14 protein-coding genes are annotated in these 14,791 nt (G+C 69.9%); all 14 read left to right on the forward strand.

What is annotated here, in order from left to right:
- Window positions 1-98: 98 nt before the first annotated feature.
- The 14 genes from G514_RS0122385 (at window position 99) to G514_RS0122450 (ending at window position 14,683) form a co-directional block, all read left to right on the forward strand.
- The gene (locus G514_RS0122385) at window positions 99-1,040 is read left to right on the forward strand and encodes a D-2-hydroxyacid dehydrogenase family protein (RefSeq protein ID WP_245582307.1); all 942 of its coding nucleotides are present in this window, start codon (window positions 99-101) and stop codon (window positions 1,038-1,040) included.
- Between the two features lie 822 nt (window positions 1,041-1,862).
- Window positions 1,863-2,555 carry a 50S ribosomal protein L10 gene (gene rplJ, locus G514_RS0122390; RefSeq protein ID WP_028653565.1) on the forward strand — a complete coding sequence of 231 codons (693 nt, stop codon included), beginning with the start codon at window positions 1,863-1,865 and terminating at the stop codon, window positions 2,553-2,555.
- Window positions 2,556-2,633: 78 nt separating this feature from the next.
- On the forward strand, window positions 2,634-3,032 hold the full coding sequence (rplL, locus tag G514_RS0122395) for a 50S ribosomal protein L7/L12 (protein WP_028653566.1): 399 nt from the start codon (window positions 2,634-2,636) through the stop codon (window positions 3,030-3,032).
- 309 nt (window positions 3,033-3,341) lie between these two features.
- Window positions 3,342-4,298, forward strand: coding sequence for an ABC transporter ATP-binding protein (locus G514_RS0122400; RefSeq protein WP_028653567.1), 957 nt, complete (start codon window positions 3,342-3,344; stop codon window positions 4,296-4,298).
- A gap of 11 nt (window positions 4,299-4,309) precedes the next feature.
- Entirely contained in the window at window positions 4,310-5,095 is a 786-nt protein-coding gene (locus G514_RS0122405; protein WP_028653568.1) for an MlaE family ABC transporter permease, read from the forward strand.
- Between the two features lie 13 nt (window positions 5,096-5,108).
- Window positions 5,109-5,936 (forward strand): MlaE family ABC transporter permease, encoded by an 828-nt coding sequence (locus tag G514_RS0122410; RefSeq protein ID WP_028653569.1) that lies wholly within the window; start codon window positions 5,109-5,111, stop codon window positions 5,934-5,936.
- A 37-nt stretch (window positions 5,937-5,973) separates the two neighbouring features.
- Window positions 5,974-7,305, forward strand: coding sequence for an MCE family protein (locus tag G514_RS0122415; RefSeq protein WP_028653570.1), 1,332 nt, complete (start codon window positions 5,974-5,976; stop codon window positions 7,303-7,305).
- On the forward strand, window positions 7,302-8,333 hold the full coding sequence (locus G514_RS28440; protein ID WP_036566015.1) for an MCE family protein: 1,032 nt from the start codon (window positions 7,302-7,304) through the stop codon (window positions 8,331-8,333). The genes G514_RS0122415 and G514_RS28440 overlap by 4 nt, the downstream gene beginning before the upstream one ends.
- Window positions 8,334-8,340: 7 nt before the next feature.
- Complete coding sequence (locus G514_RS0122425; RefSeq protein WP_028653571.1) at window positions 8,341-9,324, forward strand: MCE family protein; 984 nt, start codon at window positions 8,341-8,343, stop codon at window positions 9,322-9,324.
- The gene (locus G514_RS28445; RefSeq protein ID WP_051248100.1) at window positions 9,321-10,487 is read left to right on the forward strand and encodes an MCE family protein; all 1,167 of its coding nucleotides are present in this window, start codon (window positions 9,321-9,323) and stop codon (window positions 10,485-10,487) included. Before G514_RS0122425 ends, G514_RS28445 begins: the two co-directional genes overlap by 4 nt.
- Window positions 10,484-11,932 (forward strand): MCE family protein, encoded by a 1,449-nt coding sequence (locus tag G514_RS28450; protein ID WP_051248102.1) that lies wholly within the window; start codon window positions 10,484-10,486, stop codon window positions 11,930-11,932. Before G514_RS28445 ends, G514_RS28450 begins: the two co-directional genes overlap by 4 nt.
- Window positions 11,929-13,239, forward strand: coding sequence for an MCE family protein (locus G514_RS0122440; RefSeq protein ID WP_028653572.1), 1,311 nt, complete (start codon window positions 11,929-11,931; stop codon window positions 13,237-13,239). Before G514_RS28450 ends, G514_RS0122440 begins: the two co-directional genes overlap by 4 nt.
- Entirely contained in the window at window positions 13,236-13,910 is a 675-nt protein-coding gene (locus tag G514_RS0122445) for a hypothetical protein (RefSeq protein ID WP_028653573.1), read from the forward strand. Before G514_RS0122440 ends, G514_RS0122445 begins: the two co-directional genes overlap by 4 nt.
- A complete protein-coding gene (locus G514_RS0122450; protein ID WP_028653574.1) occupies window positions 13,907-14,683 on the forward strand; it encodes a J domain-containing protein in 777 nt (258 codons plus the stop codon). Before G514_RS0122445 ends, G514_RS0122450 begins: the two co-directional genes overlap by 4 nt.
- Window positions 14,684-14,791: the final 108 nt, after the last annotated feature.

Here is a 14,791-nt window from a genome sequence, read left to right on the forward strand (position 1 = left end):
CCGCCCGTACCTTGCTACCGGCGGGCTGACCCCTTCCTGGCCCGAGGTTGCTCGGGGTTGCTCTGGGGGGAGCGGGCGGTGGCGCAGACGTGAGGTGCGTGGTCCTCGACGACTACCAGGACGTGGCGATGCACTTCGCCGACTGGTCGAGGCTGCACGGCGTGGACGTCGTCTCCGTGCGCCGCCACATCGCCGACCCGGACGAGCTCGTCCGCACCCTGCGAGGCGCCTCGGTCGTGGTCGTCATGCGCGAGCGCACCCCGCTCACCGAGTCGATCCTGGCGCGGCTCCCCGACCTCGAGCTGGTGGTGACCACCGGCTCGCGCAACGCGGCGATCGACCTGGCGGCCTGCCGCGGCCGCGGCATCACCGTGTGCGGCACGGCCTCGCGGTCGGCGCCGCCGGCCGAGCTCACCTGGGCGCTGGTGCTCGGCCTGCTCCGCGGCGTCTCCCAGGAGGCCGCCGCGATGCGCGAGGGTGGCCCGTGGCAGTCCACGGTCGGCCGCGACCTCGCCGGGTCGACGTTCGGGGTCATCGGGCTGGGCAACATCGGCACCCGGGTCGCCAAGGTGGCGCGGGCCTTCGACATGGACGTCATGGCCTGGAGCCCGCACCTGACCGAGGAGCGCGCCGCGGCCGCCGGCGTGCGGCTCGCCGCCTCCAAGCGCGACCTGCTCTTCAACTCCGACGTGGTCTCGCTCCACCTGCAGCTCTCCTGGTCCACCCGCCGGATCATCGCCGCGGGCGACATCGCCGCCATGCGCCGCGACGCCTACTTCGTCAACACCGCCCGCGCCGCCCTCGTCGACAACGACGCCCTGGTCGCCGCCCTCCAGCAGGGCCGGATCGCCGGTGCGGGCCTCGACGTCTTCGACGAGGAGCCGCTCCCCGCCGACCACCCCCTGCGGACCCTCCCCACCGTGCTGGCCCTCCCGCACCTCGGCTACGTCACCGCCGCCAACTACCGCACCTACTTCACCGAGGCGGTCCAGGACATCGAGGCCTGGATGGCTGGTGAGCCGATGCGCGTCATCTCCTAGTGGGTCGGGGTTGGGTCTGGGTCTTCGCTCGTGGTGCCGGTCGTGGGGCGGGTCCGGTGCGCTCGCCCCGGGCTGGGGCGGCGCGTCGCGGGCAGTACTTCTCGCTCGCATTGCGTCGCGCTACCCGCGCCGCGGCCAAGCCCCTTGACGCTCCGGGGCGAGCGCACCGGCCCCGCCCCGCGCAGCGCCGTCGCTCCGCCTTCACGGGGTGGGGGTGGGCGGGCTCGTCAGCCGCTGCGCGGCTGCCTCGCCCGCTCGAAGGCTCGTAGGCCGGGGCTGGGACTGGCCCACCGCTGATCGAGCTCGTCGAGATCTCCGCAGCGGAGGCACCCGGTCGACTCGGCTCGGGTGCCTTCGCTGCGGGGGTTTCGAGACGGTTGCTGCGCAACCTCCTCAACCAGCGGTGGGCTTCCGCAGCCTGCGCACCGGCTCGCCCGCCGCCGATCGAGCTTGTCGAGATCACCGCAGCGCCGGCACTCGGGTGAGTCCCGGCCGTCGCTGCGGGGGTTTCGAGACGGTTGCTGCGCAACCTCCTCAACCAGCGGTGGACTTCCGCAGCCTGCGCACCGGCTCGACCACCGCTGATCGACGGCGGATTTGGTGAGACTCGGCACCGCCCGTAGTCTTCTCGTCGTAACCAGAGACCGCCGGTCGTTCGGCTGTGCAAGCAGTCGGCCGAAGGTTCCGTGAGAGCGGACGGCCTGCGCAGGGGACGGAGCACGACCTTCTGCACGGAAGTTCACGCCCTGAGCCTGCGCTCGGGGCGTTCGCCATTTCGGGGCCGGTCTCACCTCAGCAAGTGAGTGCACAAGAAGGAGACCGATGGCGCGGGCAGAGAAGCAGGCCGCCGTCGCGGAGATCGTCGAGTCGTTCAACGAATCCGCGGGTGCCGTGCTGACCGAGTACCGCGGGCTCACCGTCAAGGAGCTGCAGGACCTGCGCCGCTCCCTCGGCGAGCACGCCGACTACGCCGTGGTCAAGAACACGCTGACGAAGCTGGCCGCCCAGGAGGCGGGCATCACGGGCTTCGACGAGCTGCTGACCGGTCCCACCGCGATCGCGTTCCTCAACGGGGACGTCGTGGAGGCCGCGAAGGGGCTGCGTGACTTCGCCAAGGCCCACCCCGCCCTGATCATCAAGGGCGGCTACCTCGACGGCAAGGCCATCGACGCGAAGGAGGTCGCGAAGCTCGCCGACCTCGAGTCGCGCGAGGTGCTGCTGGGCAAGCTCGCGGGCGCCATGCTCGCGTCGCTCCAGAACGCCGTCTTCCTGCTCAACGCCCCGCTCGCCCAGGCCGCCCGGCTCGCCGGCGCGCTCCAGGCGAAGGCCGAGCAGGACCCCTCGATCCTCGCAGGTGGTGCCGGTGCCGCACCGGAGCCCGCCGCGGAGGAGGCCGCTCCGGCGGCCGAGGAGGACACCACCGAGGAGACCACCGAGGAGCCCGCCGCCGAGGCGAGCACCGACGAGGCCCCCGCGGAGGAGTCGACCGAGGCCGACGAGGCCACCGAAGCCTGATCCACGGGCTGACCACCACCTGAAGAAAACCCGGCTCCGGCGCACGCCGCGGGCCAACGACTGGAAGGAACCGCCATCATGGCGAAGCTCAGCACCGACGAGCTGCTCGACGCGTTCAAGGAGATGACGCTCATCGAGCTCTCCGAGTTCGTGAAGCAGTTCGAGGAGACCTTCGGCGTCACCGCCGCCGCCCCCGTCGCCGTCGCCGCGGCCCCCGCCGCTGGTGGTGGCGCTGCCGCCGCCGGTGGCGACGACGCCGCCGACCAGGACCAGTTCGACGTGGTCCTCGAGGCCGCGGGCGACAAGAAGATCAACGTCATCAAGGAGGTGCGCGCGCTGACCTCCCTCGGTCTGAAGGAGGCCAAGGACCTCGTCGAGGCCGCGCCGAAGCCGATCCTCGAGGGCGTCGACAAGGCTGCCGCCGACAAGGCCAAGGAGGCCCTCGAGGGCGCCGGCGCCACCGTCACCGTCAAGTGACGCTGCTCCACCACTGAAGCACCGCCGAGGGCGGCCATCCCGACCGGGATGGCCGCCCTCGCCGCGTCTCGGACCGGCACCCGGCACACCCGCCCGGACCTGCAGGTTTCGTCGTCGCCACGGGCGGGTAAAGCCGGGGAGTTCTCGGGTGGGACCGACGGTCGTGAAGCGGTGACGCGCGCGTTTGCCTACGCGTAACCTCGCCCCTTCACCACCGTTGTTACTGGTCAGTGTGGGCCGATGGCTCCGAGAGCGCCCACTGAGGGGACCGAGCGGCGGGCAACCTCGGTCGAATGGGAGAACTCGCAAATGGGTGTGGAGATCAAGATCGAGGACTTGTCGAAGTCATTCGGCAAGCAGCTGATCTGGGGTGACGTCACGCTCACCGTGCCCGCCGGCGAGGTCTCCGTGATGCTGGGGCCCTCCGGCACCGGCAAGTCCGTGCTCCTCAAGACCCTCATCGGCCTGCTCAAGCCCGACAAGGGCTCGGTGATCATCGAGGGCACCGACATCGCGAGCTGCTCGGAGAAGGAGCTCTACGAGATCCGCAAGCTGTTCGGCGTGCTGTTCCAGGACGGCGCGATGTTCGGCTCGATGAACCTCTACGACAACGTCGCGTTCCCGCTGCGCGAGCACACCAAGAAGTCCGAGTCCGAGATCCGCGACATCGTCATGGAGAAGATGGACCTCGTCGGTCTGCTCGGCGCCGAGGACAAGCTGCCCGGCGAGATCTCCGGCGGCATGCGCAAGCGCGCCGGCCTGGCCCGCGCCCTGGTGCTCGACCCCGAGATCGTGCTCTTCGACGAGCCCGACTCCGGCCTCGACCCCGTCCGCACGGCGTTCCTCAACCAGCTGATCGTGGACCTCAACGCCCAGATCGACGCGACGTTCCTGATCGTCACCCACGACATCAACACCGCGCGCACCGTGCCCGACAACATCGGCCTGCTCTACCACCGCCACCTCGCCATGTTCGGGCCGCGCGAGATGCTGCTCTCCTCCGAGGAGCCGGTGGTGCGCCAGTTCCTCAACGCCCAGAAGGTCGGCCCGATCGGCATGTCCGAGGAGAAGGACGCCGACGAGCTCGAGGCCGAGAAGGACGAGGCGATGCCCCCGCTGCCGCCGATCCCGATGCAGCTCGAGCCGTCCAACGGCATCGCCCGGCGCAGCCAGCGCGAGCCCGGCGCCTGGTGCCGCGAGAACGGCGTCACGCCGCCGCCCGGCTCGTTCGACCAGAACATGTCCATGGCGCCCGGGGCCGGCTAGGGCCGGACGAGATGGCATCCACGACCGCAACGCGCATCCTCGCCCCGGTCGGGACCGCGGGCAAGCTGTTCGCCTTCGGTCTCGATGTCGGCCGGGGGCTGTTCCGGCGGCCCTTCCAGACGCGCGAGTTCATCCAGCAGGCCTGGTTCATCGCCTCGGTGACGATCATCCCGACGGCGCTGGTCGCCATCCCGTTCGGGGCGGTGATCGCGCTCCAGGTGGGTGGGCTGATCAAGCAGTTCGGCGCGCAGTCGTTCACGGGCTCGGCGGCGGTGCTCGCCGTCGTCCGCGAGGCAGGCCCGATCGCCACCTCCCTGCTGATCGCAGGCGCGGCCGGCTCGGCCATCGCCGCCGACCTCGGAGCGCGCAAGATCCGCGAAGAGCTCGACGCGATGATGGTCCTCGGCATCGACCCGATCCAGCGTCTCGTCGTGCCGCGCGTGCTGGCCTGCATGCTCGTCGCGGTCTTCCTCAACGGCCTGGTCTCGGTCGTCGGTGTCGCCGGCGGCTACGTCTTCAACGTCGTCCTCCAGGACGGCACACCAGGCGCCTACCTGTCGAGCTTCACCGCGCTCGCCCAGCTGCCCGACCTCTGGCAGGGCATGGCCAAGGCGCTCGTGTTCGGGCTGCTCGCCGCGATCGTGGCCTGCTACAAGGGCATGAACGCCGCCGGCGGGCCGAAGGGCGTCGGCGACGCGGTCAACGAGTCGGTGGTCATCAGCTTCATGCTCCTGTTCGTCGTCAACTTCGTGATGAGCGCGATCTACTTCCAGCTCGTCCCACCGAAGACGGGTTGACGGGGGAACGACGATGGCCAACCTCAAGGCGTTCTACGCCAAGCCCGCCGGGATGCTCGACGACCTCGGCTCGCAGCTCGGCTTCTACGTCCGTGCGCTCGCGTGGACGCCGCGCACGCTGGTCCGCTACAAGAAGGAGATCCTGCGGATCCTCGCCGAGACCACCCTGGGCTCGGGCGCGCTCGCGGTCATCGGCGGCACCGTCGGCGTCATCCTCGCGATGTGCTTCTTCACCGGCACCGAGGTCGGCCTCCAGGGCTTCGCGGCGCTCAACCAGCTCGGCACCGCCCAGCTCGCCGGCTTCGTCTCGGCCTACTTCAACACCCGCGAGATCGCGCCGCTGGTCGCGGCGATCGGCCTGGCCGCGACCGTCGGGTGCGGCTTCACCGCCCAGCTCGGCGCGATGCGCATCTCCGAGGAGGTCGACGCCCTCGAGGTGATGGCGATCCCCTCGCTGCCGTTCCTCGTCACGACCCGCATCATCGGCGGCCTCATCGCGATCATCCCGCTCTACGTCGTGGGCCTGCTGTCGTCGTACTTCGCCAGCCGGCTGGTCATCACCCAGTTCTTCGGCCAGAGCAGCGGCACCTACGACCAGTACTTCAACCAGTTCCTGCCGCCGGGTGACGTGCTGTGGTCCTTCGGCAAGGTGCTGGTGTTCGCGGTCGTCGTCATCCTCATCCACTGCTACTACGGCTACAACGCCGGCGGCGGCCCCGCGGGCGTGGGCGTGGCCGTGGGCCGCGCGGTGCGCACCAGCATCGTCGCCATCAACGTGCTCGACCTGCTGATGTCGATGGCGATCTGGGGGGCCACGACCACCGTGAGGTTGGCCGGATGACCACCCCACACGTCCGCGCGCACCCCGGGGGAGCGCGATGAGCTTCCTCGCCCGCCAGCACAAGGTCCTCGGCGTCGTCTTCGTGGCGCTGGTGGTCCTGGCCGGCTACCTCGTCTACGCGACGTTCACCAAGAAGTTCGCCGACTACGACCGGGTGACGGTGCAGACGTCCAACATCGGCCTGCAGCTGCCGGCCCGCGCCGACGTGAAGATCCGCGGCGTGATGGTGGGCGAGGTGCTCGACATGGACGCCACCGCCGACGGTGCCGAGCTGACCCTGGGCCTGTTCCCCAGCAAGGTCGACACGATCCCCGCCAACGTGACCGCCTCGATCGTGCCCAAGACGCTGTTCGGCGAGAAGTACGTCTCCCTCATCGTCCCCGACGACCCCGCCGCCAGCCCGATCAAGGCCGGCGACACCATCGAGCGGACCGTGGTCGCCACCGAGGTCGAGAAGGTCCTCTCCGACCTCTACCCGCTGCTGCGCACGGTCGAGCCGGCCGCGCTCAACCAGACGCTCAACGCGCTGGCGACCGCGCTCGAGGGCCGCGGCGACCAGCTCGGCGAGAACCTCGAGACCGTCGACAGCTACCTCAAGCGGCTCAACCCGCAGATCCCGGCCCTGGTCGAGGACCTCCGCCTGACCGCGTCGGTCTCCGACACCTACGCCGAGGTGCTGCCCCAGGTCGGCGACATCCTCCACAACACCGTCACGACGACCACCACGCTCGAGACGCGCGAGGCCCGCCTCCACGAGCTGCTCGACGACGTCACGCAGTTCTCCGGCACCGCGCGGACCTTCCTCGACGACAACGGCGACAACCTGATCCGGCTCGGCGAGGTCAGCCGGGCCCAGCTGCGGGTGCTGGCGCGCTACTCCACGGAGTTCCCGTGCCTGCTCGGCGGCCTGGTCAACAACGGCAAGATGGAGGCCGAGGCGTTCCGCGGCTTCACCCTCCACATCGTCCTCGAGACGCTGCCCAACCAGCCGCGCGGCTACACCGAGGCCGACAAGCCGGTGCTCGGCGAGGACCGCGGCCCGACGTGCCTGCACCTGCCCAACCCGCCCTGGAACCAGTCCAACCCGGTGCGCCGCCAGCCCGACTTCGTCGACGGCGTCGACACCCCGACCGGCAAGGGCACCAGCCGGACCGGTGCGTCGTACGCCGGCGCGAGCGGCGTCCAGCTCGGCGACTTCGGCGCGTACGCCGGATCGCCGGAGGAGGCCGATCTCCTCAACACGCTGCTCGCCCCGGCCCTGGGCACGACCGCCGAGCAGGTGCCCGACCTCGGGAGCCTGCTGCTCGGCCCGATGGTGCGGGGCGCGACGGTCTCGGTGGGCGACCCGGCGGGGGGTGCGACCCCGTGAAGATCCTCGACAGGAAGACGGCCGGCGACCTCACCAAGCTCGTGATCTTCATGGTCGTCACCACGCTCGCCACCGGCGTGCTGGTCGTGACGATCGGCAACCTGAACTTCTCCGGCGCCTCGACCTACAAGGCGGTCTTCGCCGACGCGACCGGCGTCAACAAGGGCGACGACATCCGGGTCGCCGGGGTGAAGGTGGGCACGGTCAAGGAGGTCGCGATCACCGATCGCACCCGCGCCCTCGTCACGTTCTCCGTCGACGACTCGACCTCGGTCACCCAGGCGACGCACGCGACGATCAAGTACCGCAACCTCGTCGGCCAGCGCTACGTCGCCCTGACCCAGGAGGTCGGCTCGTCCGACAAGCTGGCCGACGGCGACACGATCCCGATCTCGCGCACGGCGCCGGCGCTCGACCTGACCGTGCTCTTCAACGGGTTCAAGCCGCTGTTCCAGGCCCTCAGCCCGGCCGACATCAACCAGCTGTCCTACGAGATCGTCCAGGTGTTCCAGGGCGAGGGCGGCACCCTCGAGAGCCTCCTGGCGCACACCGCCTCGGTGACCAGCACGCTGGCGGACCGCGACCAGGTCATCAGCGACCTCGTCGACAACCTCAGCGAGGTGCTCGACCACGTCGCGGACCGCGACCAGCAGCTCAACCAGCTGATCACGACGTTCCGCCAGTTCGTCGGCGGCCTCAACGACGACAGCGAGGCCATCCTCGGCTCGCTCGACCAGATCTCCCAGCTCTCGGTGCAGACCGCGTCGCTGGTCAAGGGCATCCGCTCGCCGCTCGTCGACGACATCGCCAACCTGCGCAAGCTGACCTCGAACATCCAGCGCAACCGCGGCGAGCTCGACCGCGCGCTGCAGGTGCTGCCGATCAAGCTCGAGAAGGTCGGCCGCACGGCGATCTACGGCTCGTGGTTCAACTTCTACCTCTGCCAGTTCCAGGGAAAGATCAAGCTGCCCGGTGTCACGGTGCCCGTCACCTACAACACCGGCTCTCCCAGGTGTGATCTGGGATGAGGCAGCCATGAGCAAACCGTTCCGCGAGCGCAACCCGGTCACGATCGGGGCGATCAGCCTCGCCGTCATCGCCGCGCTGATCCTGGCGGCGTTCCGTGCCCAGGACCTGCCGGTCATCGGCGGCGGCGAGACCTACACCGCGGCGTTCGCCGAGGCCGGCGGGCTCAAGGCCGACGACCCGGTCCGCATCGCCGGGGTCCGCGTCGGCAAGGTCGAGAAGATCGAGCTCGAGGGCGACCACGTGAAGGTCACCTTCCGGGTCAAGACCGACTCCGAGTTCGGCAAGGAGACCGGCGCCTCGATCCGCGTCAACACCCTGCTCGGCGCGATGTACCTCGCGCTCGAGCCGGCCGGCGCCGGCCAGCTCGACGCCGGCGACGAGATCCCGGTCGAGCGCACCAGCTCGCCCTACGACGTGGTGCAGGCGTTCTCCGGCCTGGCCGAGACCGCCGACCAGATCGACACCGACCAGCTGGCCCAGTCGCTGACGACGCTGGCCGACCTGACCCGCAACACGCCCGAGGAGTTCAAGGCGGCGCTGTCCGGCGTCTCGCGGCTCTCGGCCAACATCGCCGACAAGAACCAGCGGATCCACCTGCTGCTCACCAACCTCGAGCGGGTCTCGTCGGTCCTCAACGAGCGCGACGAGGACATCGTCGACCTGATGAAGCAGTCCGACACGCTCTTCCAGGCGCTCGTCGCCCGGCGCGACGCCGTGCACGACCTGCTGGTGTCGACCTCGACGCTCTCGACCGAGCTGAGCGCGCTGGTCCGGCAGAGCCGCGACGACCTCAAGCCCGCCCTGACCCAGCTCGACGACGTGGTCGGCATCCTCAACAAGAACGAGGACAACATCGACAACAGCCTGCGGCTGATGGCGCCGTTCTACCGCGTGTTCGCGAGCACGCTGGGCAACGGCCCGTGGTTCGACACCTACATCCAGAACATGCCGCCGGCCCCCGACCTGCAGAACGGCGGTGGTGTCGGATGAGCGGCTCCCTCAACCTGGTCAAGCGGCTGATCGTCCCGCTCTGCCTCCTCGCGCTCGTGGTGGCCGCCGGGTTCGCCATGTTCACCTCCGAGGACTCCAACAAGCTCACCGCGCACTTCCCGCGCGCGATCTCGCTGTACGTCGGCAGCCCGGTCAAGGTGCTCGGCGTGCAGGTGGGGGCGGTCGACAAGGTCACGCCGACCGGCACCGACGTCGTGGTCGAGATGCACTACGACCCCGACGTGAAGATCCCGGCCGACGCCCAGGCCGTCATCGTTTCGCCGTCGATCGTCGGTGATCGCTACGTCCAGCTCACCCCGGTCTACGAGGAGGGCCCGACGCTCGCCGACGGCGCGGTGCTGGAGCAGCAGGACACCGGCGTGCCGCTCGAGCTCGACCAGATCTACTCCAGCCTCGACCAACTCAACGTCGCGCTCGGCCCCAACGGCGCCAACAAGAACGGCGCGCTGTCCGACCTGCTCACGACCACAGCGGAGAACTTCGGCGGTGAGGGCGCGCAGTTCCACCAGACCATCCAGGACTTCAGCACCCTGACCCAGACGCTCGACGACAACAAGGAAGCGCTGTTCGGCTCGGCTCGCGAGCTCGAGGGCTTCATCAGCACGCTGGCGACCAACGACAAGACCGTGCGCCAGTTCAACCAGTCCCTCTCCGACGTCTCCGACCTGCTCTCGGGCGAGAAGGAGGAGCTCGCCGCGGCGCTGCACAACCTGTCGGTCGGCCTCGGCGACGTCGCGACGTTCGTCCAGGAGAACCGCGAGATCCTCGGCAAGAACATCACGCACATCAACCGGGTCGCCAAGGTGCTGGTCAAGCAGCGCGACGCCCTCGACGAGACACTGACCAGCGCTCCGATCGCGCTCAACAACCTGGCGCTGACCTACAACCCGCAGACCGGCACCCTCGACACCAACGCCAACCTCGGCGAGGTGGTCAACCAGATCGCCTCCGACCCGCAGACGCTGGTGTGCGGCTTCCTCGGCCAGGTCGACAAGAGCGGCCAGCTGTGCAGCCTCGCGAGCCAGATCCTCAAGCGGTCGGCGCCGTTCGGCACCGGCACGTCCTACGGCCAGGCATTCGACCCCACCCTCGGTGGGCTCGTGGCCGCCGACCCCGCGACCGAGGGAGGGAGCGACCGGTGACCCGCCTCCCGCGCCGCCTCCGCCTGCTCCTCGGGCTGCTGCTGGGCAGCGTCGTGCTCTCGGGCTGCGACTTCGACGTCTACTCCCTGCCGCTGCCCGGAGGCACCGACGTCGGCGACCACCCGATCCAGGTGACCGTCCAGTTCGAGGACGTGCTCGACCTCGTCCCGAAGTCGACGGTCAAGGTCAACGACGTCAGCGTCGGCCAGGTCAAGGAGATCGAGCTCGACGGCTACCACGCCAACGTGACCCTCGAGCTCCGCAACGACACCTTGCTGCCCGACAACGCGATCGCGGAGATCCGCCAGACCAGCCTCCTCGGCGAGAAGTTCGTGTCGCTGTCGGCGCCCGAGACCGGCGCCAGCGAGCAGACGCTCGGCGACGGCGACGTCATCCCGCTCGACCACACCGGCCGCAACCCCGAGGTCGAGGAGGTGCTCGGCGCGCTGAGCCTGATCCTCAACGGCGGCGGCGTGGCCCAGCTCAAGACGATCACTCAGGAGCTCAACAAGGCCGTCACCGGCCGCGAGGACAACGTCCGCTCGGTGCTCAGCCAGATCGACACCTTCACCGGCAGCCTCGACACCAACAAGGCCCAGATCGTCGACGCCATCGAGGCGCTCAACCGGCTCGCCGTCTCCGCCCACCAGCAGGAGGGCAACATCGACGAGGCGCTCGACGAGCTGCCGAGCGCGCTGACCAGCATCGACGGTCAGCGCCAGGACCTCGTCAAGATGCTCCAGGCCCTCGACCAGCTCTCCGACGTCGGCGTCCGCGTGATCAAGGCGTCGAAGACCGCGACCATCGACTCGCTGCGCCAGCTCCAGCCGGTGCTCAACCAGCTGGCGGCCTCGGGAGACGACTTCGTCAACGCGTTCAACGTGTTCCTGACCTACCCGTTCGTCGACGAGGTCGTCGGCCGCGACCCGCAGGTCGCGCGCAACCTGCACATGGGCGACTACACCAACCTGTCGATCCGGCTGGACCTCGACCTCACGCAGGGAATGCCGACCAACCCGACCGACATCCTCCCGACCCAGCTCGACCCGGGCCAGCTGCTGCAGAGCGTGCTCGACTGCATCGCCAGCGGCAACCTCTCGAGCCCGGCGTGCCTGCGGGTGCTGCACACGCCCGAGGCGCTGCTCAAGCTCCGGCAGGTCTGCCAGGAGCCGGCCAACAAGCCCAAGACAGTGTGCGTGCTGCTCAACACGATCCCGGGCGTGCCCGGGCTGCCCGGCGCCGCGGGCGGCGACCCGCTCAGCCAGCTCGGCGAGCAGGTCGGCGGGGTCCTCGGTGGCTTGGGCCTCGGCCGCAGCGCGACCGGGCCGTGGAACGACCAGGCCCACGGCGGACCGACCATGGCCCAGCTGCAGACGGTCTACGACCCGGCGCTGGTCAACCTGCTGGTGCCCCAGCTGGTCGTGCAGGGAGGTGGGGAGAAGTGATCACCCGCCGCACCAAGCTCCAGCTGGTCGTGTTCGTCGTCATCACGCTGCTCGGCGTGACGTTCGTCGGCGCCCGCTACGCCCAGCTCGACAAGGCGTTCTACGACGACAACTACACGGTCAACGCGAGCTTCGCCGACTCCGGCGGCATCTTCGCCGGGGGAGAGGTCACCTACCGCGGCGTCAGCGTGGGCCGGGTCAACAAGCTCGAGCTCACCGACGAGGGGGTCGACGTCGTCCTCGACATCGACGACGGCTACGACGAGATCCCTGCCGACACCCTGGCCGTGATCGGCAACCGCTCCGCGGTCGGTGAGCAGTACGTCGAGCTCCAGCCGCAGCGCGACGACGGGCCGTTCCTCCACGAGGGCTCGGTGATCGACCAGGAGAACACCCGCCTGCCGATCGCCACGGACACGCTGCTGACCCACCTCTCCGAGACCGTCGAGTCGGTCGACAAGGACGACCTCAAGACCACGATCGACGAGCTCGGCGCGGCGTTCGGCGGCACTGGTGAGGACCTCCAGACGATCATCGACTCCGGCGGCTCCTTCATCGACGCGGCCAACGACAACTTCGACGTCACCACCGCGCTGATCCGCGACAGCAACACCGTGCTGCACGGGCAGATCGACAGCGAGTCGGCGATCCGCAACTTCTCGGCCCAGCTCCAGGCGTTCAGCACGGTGCTCGCCGGCGCCGACCCCGACCTCCGCAACCTCATCGACACCGGCGGCATCGCGGCGACCCAGCTGCGCACCTTCCTCGAGCAGAACCAGGTCGAGCTCGGCGACCTCATCAACAACCTGGTCACCACCGGCGACGTGGTCGTGAAGCACCTCGACGGCATCAAGCAGCTGCTCGTGGTCTACCCCTACGCCGTCGAGGGCGGCTTCACCGTCGTCTCGAAGTCCGCCGACACCGGGCTCTACGACGCGCACTTCGGCCTGATCCTCACCACCCAGAAGGTCTGCCACAAGGGCTACGAGAGCACCGACACCCGGCTTCCCCAGGACGGCAGCAACCGGCCGATGAACGTCAACGCGCACTGCGCCGAGCCGGCCTCGGAGAGCAACCCGCGCGGCGCCCAGAACGCACCGCGCGCGGCGACGTCGTACGACGACGCGCCGGTCGTGGCGTCCTACGACCCGGAGACCGGCGAGCTCGCCTGGGGCGACCCGACCGGCGCCGCTGCCGGCACCGGTGCGGGCGAGGTCCCGACGACCGGTACCGTGGCCCCGCCGTCGCTCGGAGAGGAGTCCTGGAAGTGGCTGTTCCTCCAGCCCCTGACCAGTGGTCAGGAGTGACTGAGGAGAGCGCTGTCCCGGACCCGACGGCTCGAAGCACCACGTCGCACTCGCTGCGACTCGTCCTGCTCGTCGTGCTCTCGGTGCTGCTCCTCGCCTCCGTCGCGGCGGTCGCCTACCTCGCCGCCACGCGGCCGGTCTCCGCGCTGGGCATCGAGGGCGACCAGAACGCGCTGCAGTCCGAGCGCGAGACCGTGATGGCCCAGTCCGAGCAGTTCATGCTCCGGATCAACACCTACGGGCCCGACCTCCTCGACGGCGACACGATGCCGAAGTACCGCGAGCTCGTCGAAGAGGTGATCACCGCCAAGTTCGCCGCCGACTTCGAGAAGAACGCCCCGCTGGCCGAGGCGACGGTCAAGCAGGCGGGCCTCGCCCGCACCGCGGAGGTGTTCAGCACGGGCGTCTCGGCGATCGACGCCGACTCCGCGACCGCGCTGGTGGCCGGCTCGATCACGCAGTCCTACCCCAAGAGCCCCGGCTCCGACGAGCGGGTGCAGACGGAGCCGGCGCCGTTCCGCGTCCAGGTCACGCTGGTCAAGGTGAAGGGCACCTGGCTGATCGACGACTTCAAGCCGCTGACCGGCACCGACGAGGCCGGCGGGGGCGCCCTGCCGTCCGTGCCGCCCGAGTCCGGCGCTCCCGCCCCGACCGAGGGGGCGAGCCCGTGACCCCCACGTGGTACGACCTGCTCGGCGTCGAGCCCGACGCCTCCGCCGACGAGATCCGCGCCGCGTGGCGCTCCGCGATCGCCGACCTCGACCCCGGCGACCGGCGCTTCCGCGCCCTCAACGAGGCCGCCGAGGTGCTCCTCGACGCCGACAGGCGTGCGGCGTACGACGCGAGCCTCGAGCCTGAGGTCGTCGACCCGGACCCCGCTCCGGCACCGCCCGAGCCGACGCCGGCCGCACCCGCCGCCGCCCGAGCCGAGAAGGACGCGCCGACCACCGAGCGCCGCCCGGTCCCCGCGTGGCTCCTCGCCGCGCTCGCCGCGGTGGTGGCGGTCCTGGTCGCCTTCGCCGGCTACCTGGTCACCCAGCCCTCCGACGACGCGATCGCCACCGCCACGAGCGACGCCCAGGGCGCGGCCGAGCGCGCGGCGACCACGATCCTGGCTTACGACTACCGCCACCTCGACGAGGACCAGCAGGCTGCCAACGCGCTGATGACCTCCTCCTACCGCAAGAAGTACGACGACCTGTTCACCCAGATCGCGGCCAACGCGCCCGACCTCAAGGTCGTCGTGACCGCCGACGTGGTCGCCTCGGGGATCGTCCGCTCGGGCGAGGACCGCGTGCAGGTGCTGGTGTTCGTCAACCGCCCCACCCTGCGCGCCGACAAGACCGATCCGACGATCTTCCGCGACCAGGTCGTGATGACCATGGTGAAGTCCGACGGCGACTGGCTGGTCGACGACATGGACACCAACAACCTGGCTGGCTGAATACCCCCGCGAGCTTCGGCCCCCAATCCGCGGCGACAGCTCGCTGCGCTCGCGGCGCCTCGCTCGCTGCACTCGCTTCGGCGCGGTCGCCACGGCTCGGAGGCCGAT

Origin of the sequence: Nocardioides halotolerans DSM 19273 (genome assembly GCF_000422805.1) — a bacterium.
In the GTDB taxonomy this organism is placed as follows: Bacteria; Actinomycetota; Actinomycetes; order Propionibacteriales; family Nocardioidaceae; genus Nocardioides; species Nocardioides halotolerans.

What these genes read in the sequence shown, in the direction of transcription:
- rplJ (WP_028653565.1), top strand. Translation starts at nt 1,863, where the DNA reads ATGGCGCGGGCAGAGAAGCAGGCCGCCGTCGCGGAGATCGTCGAGTCG.
- G514_RS0122410 (WP_028653569.1), top strand. Translation starts at nt 5,109, where the DNA reads ATGGCCAACCTCAAGGCGTTCTACGCCAAGCCCGCCGGGATGCTCGAC.
- rplL (WP_028653566.1), top strand. Translation starts at nt 2,634, where the DNA reads ATGGCGAAGCTCAGCACCGACGAGCTGCTCGACGCGTTCAAGGAGATG.
- G514_RS0122405 (WP_028653568.1), top strand. Translation starts at nt 4,310, where the DNA reads ATGGCATCCACGACCGCAACGCGCATCCTCGCCCCGGTCGGGACCGCG.
- G514_RS0122415 (WP_028653570.1), top strand. Translation starts at nt 5,974, where the DNA reads ATGAGCTTCCTCGCCCGCCAGCACAAGGTCCTCGGCGTCGTCTTCGTG.
- G514_RS0122425 (WP_028653571.1), top strand. Translation starts at nt 8,341, where the DNA reads ATGAGCAAACCGTTCCGCGAGCGCAACCCGGTCACGATCGGGGCGATC.
- G514_RS0122400 (WP_028653567.1), top strand. Translation starts at nt 3,342, where the DNA reads ATGGGTGTGGAGATCAAGATCGAGGACTTGTCGAAGTCATTCGGCAAG.
- G514_RS28445 (WP_051248100.1), top strand. Translation starts at nt 9,321, where the DNA reads ATGAGCGGCTCCCTCAACCTGGTCAAGCGGCTGATCGTCCCGCTCTGC.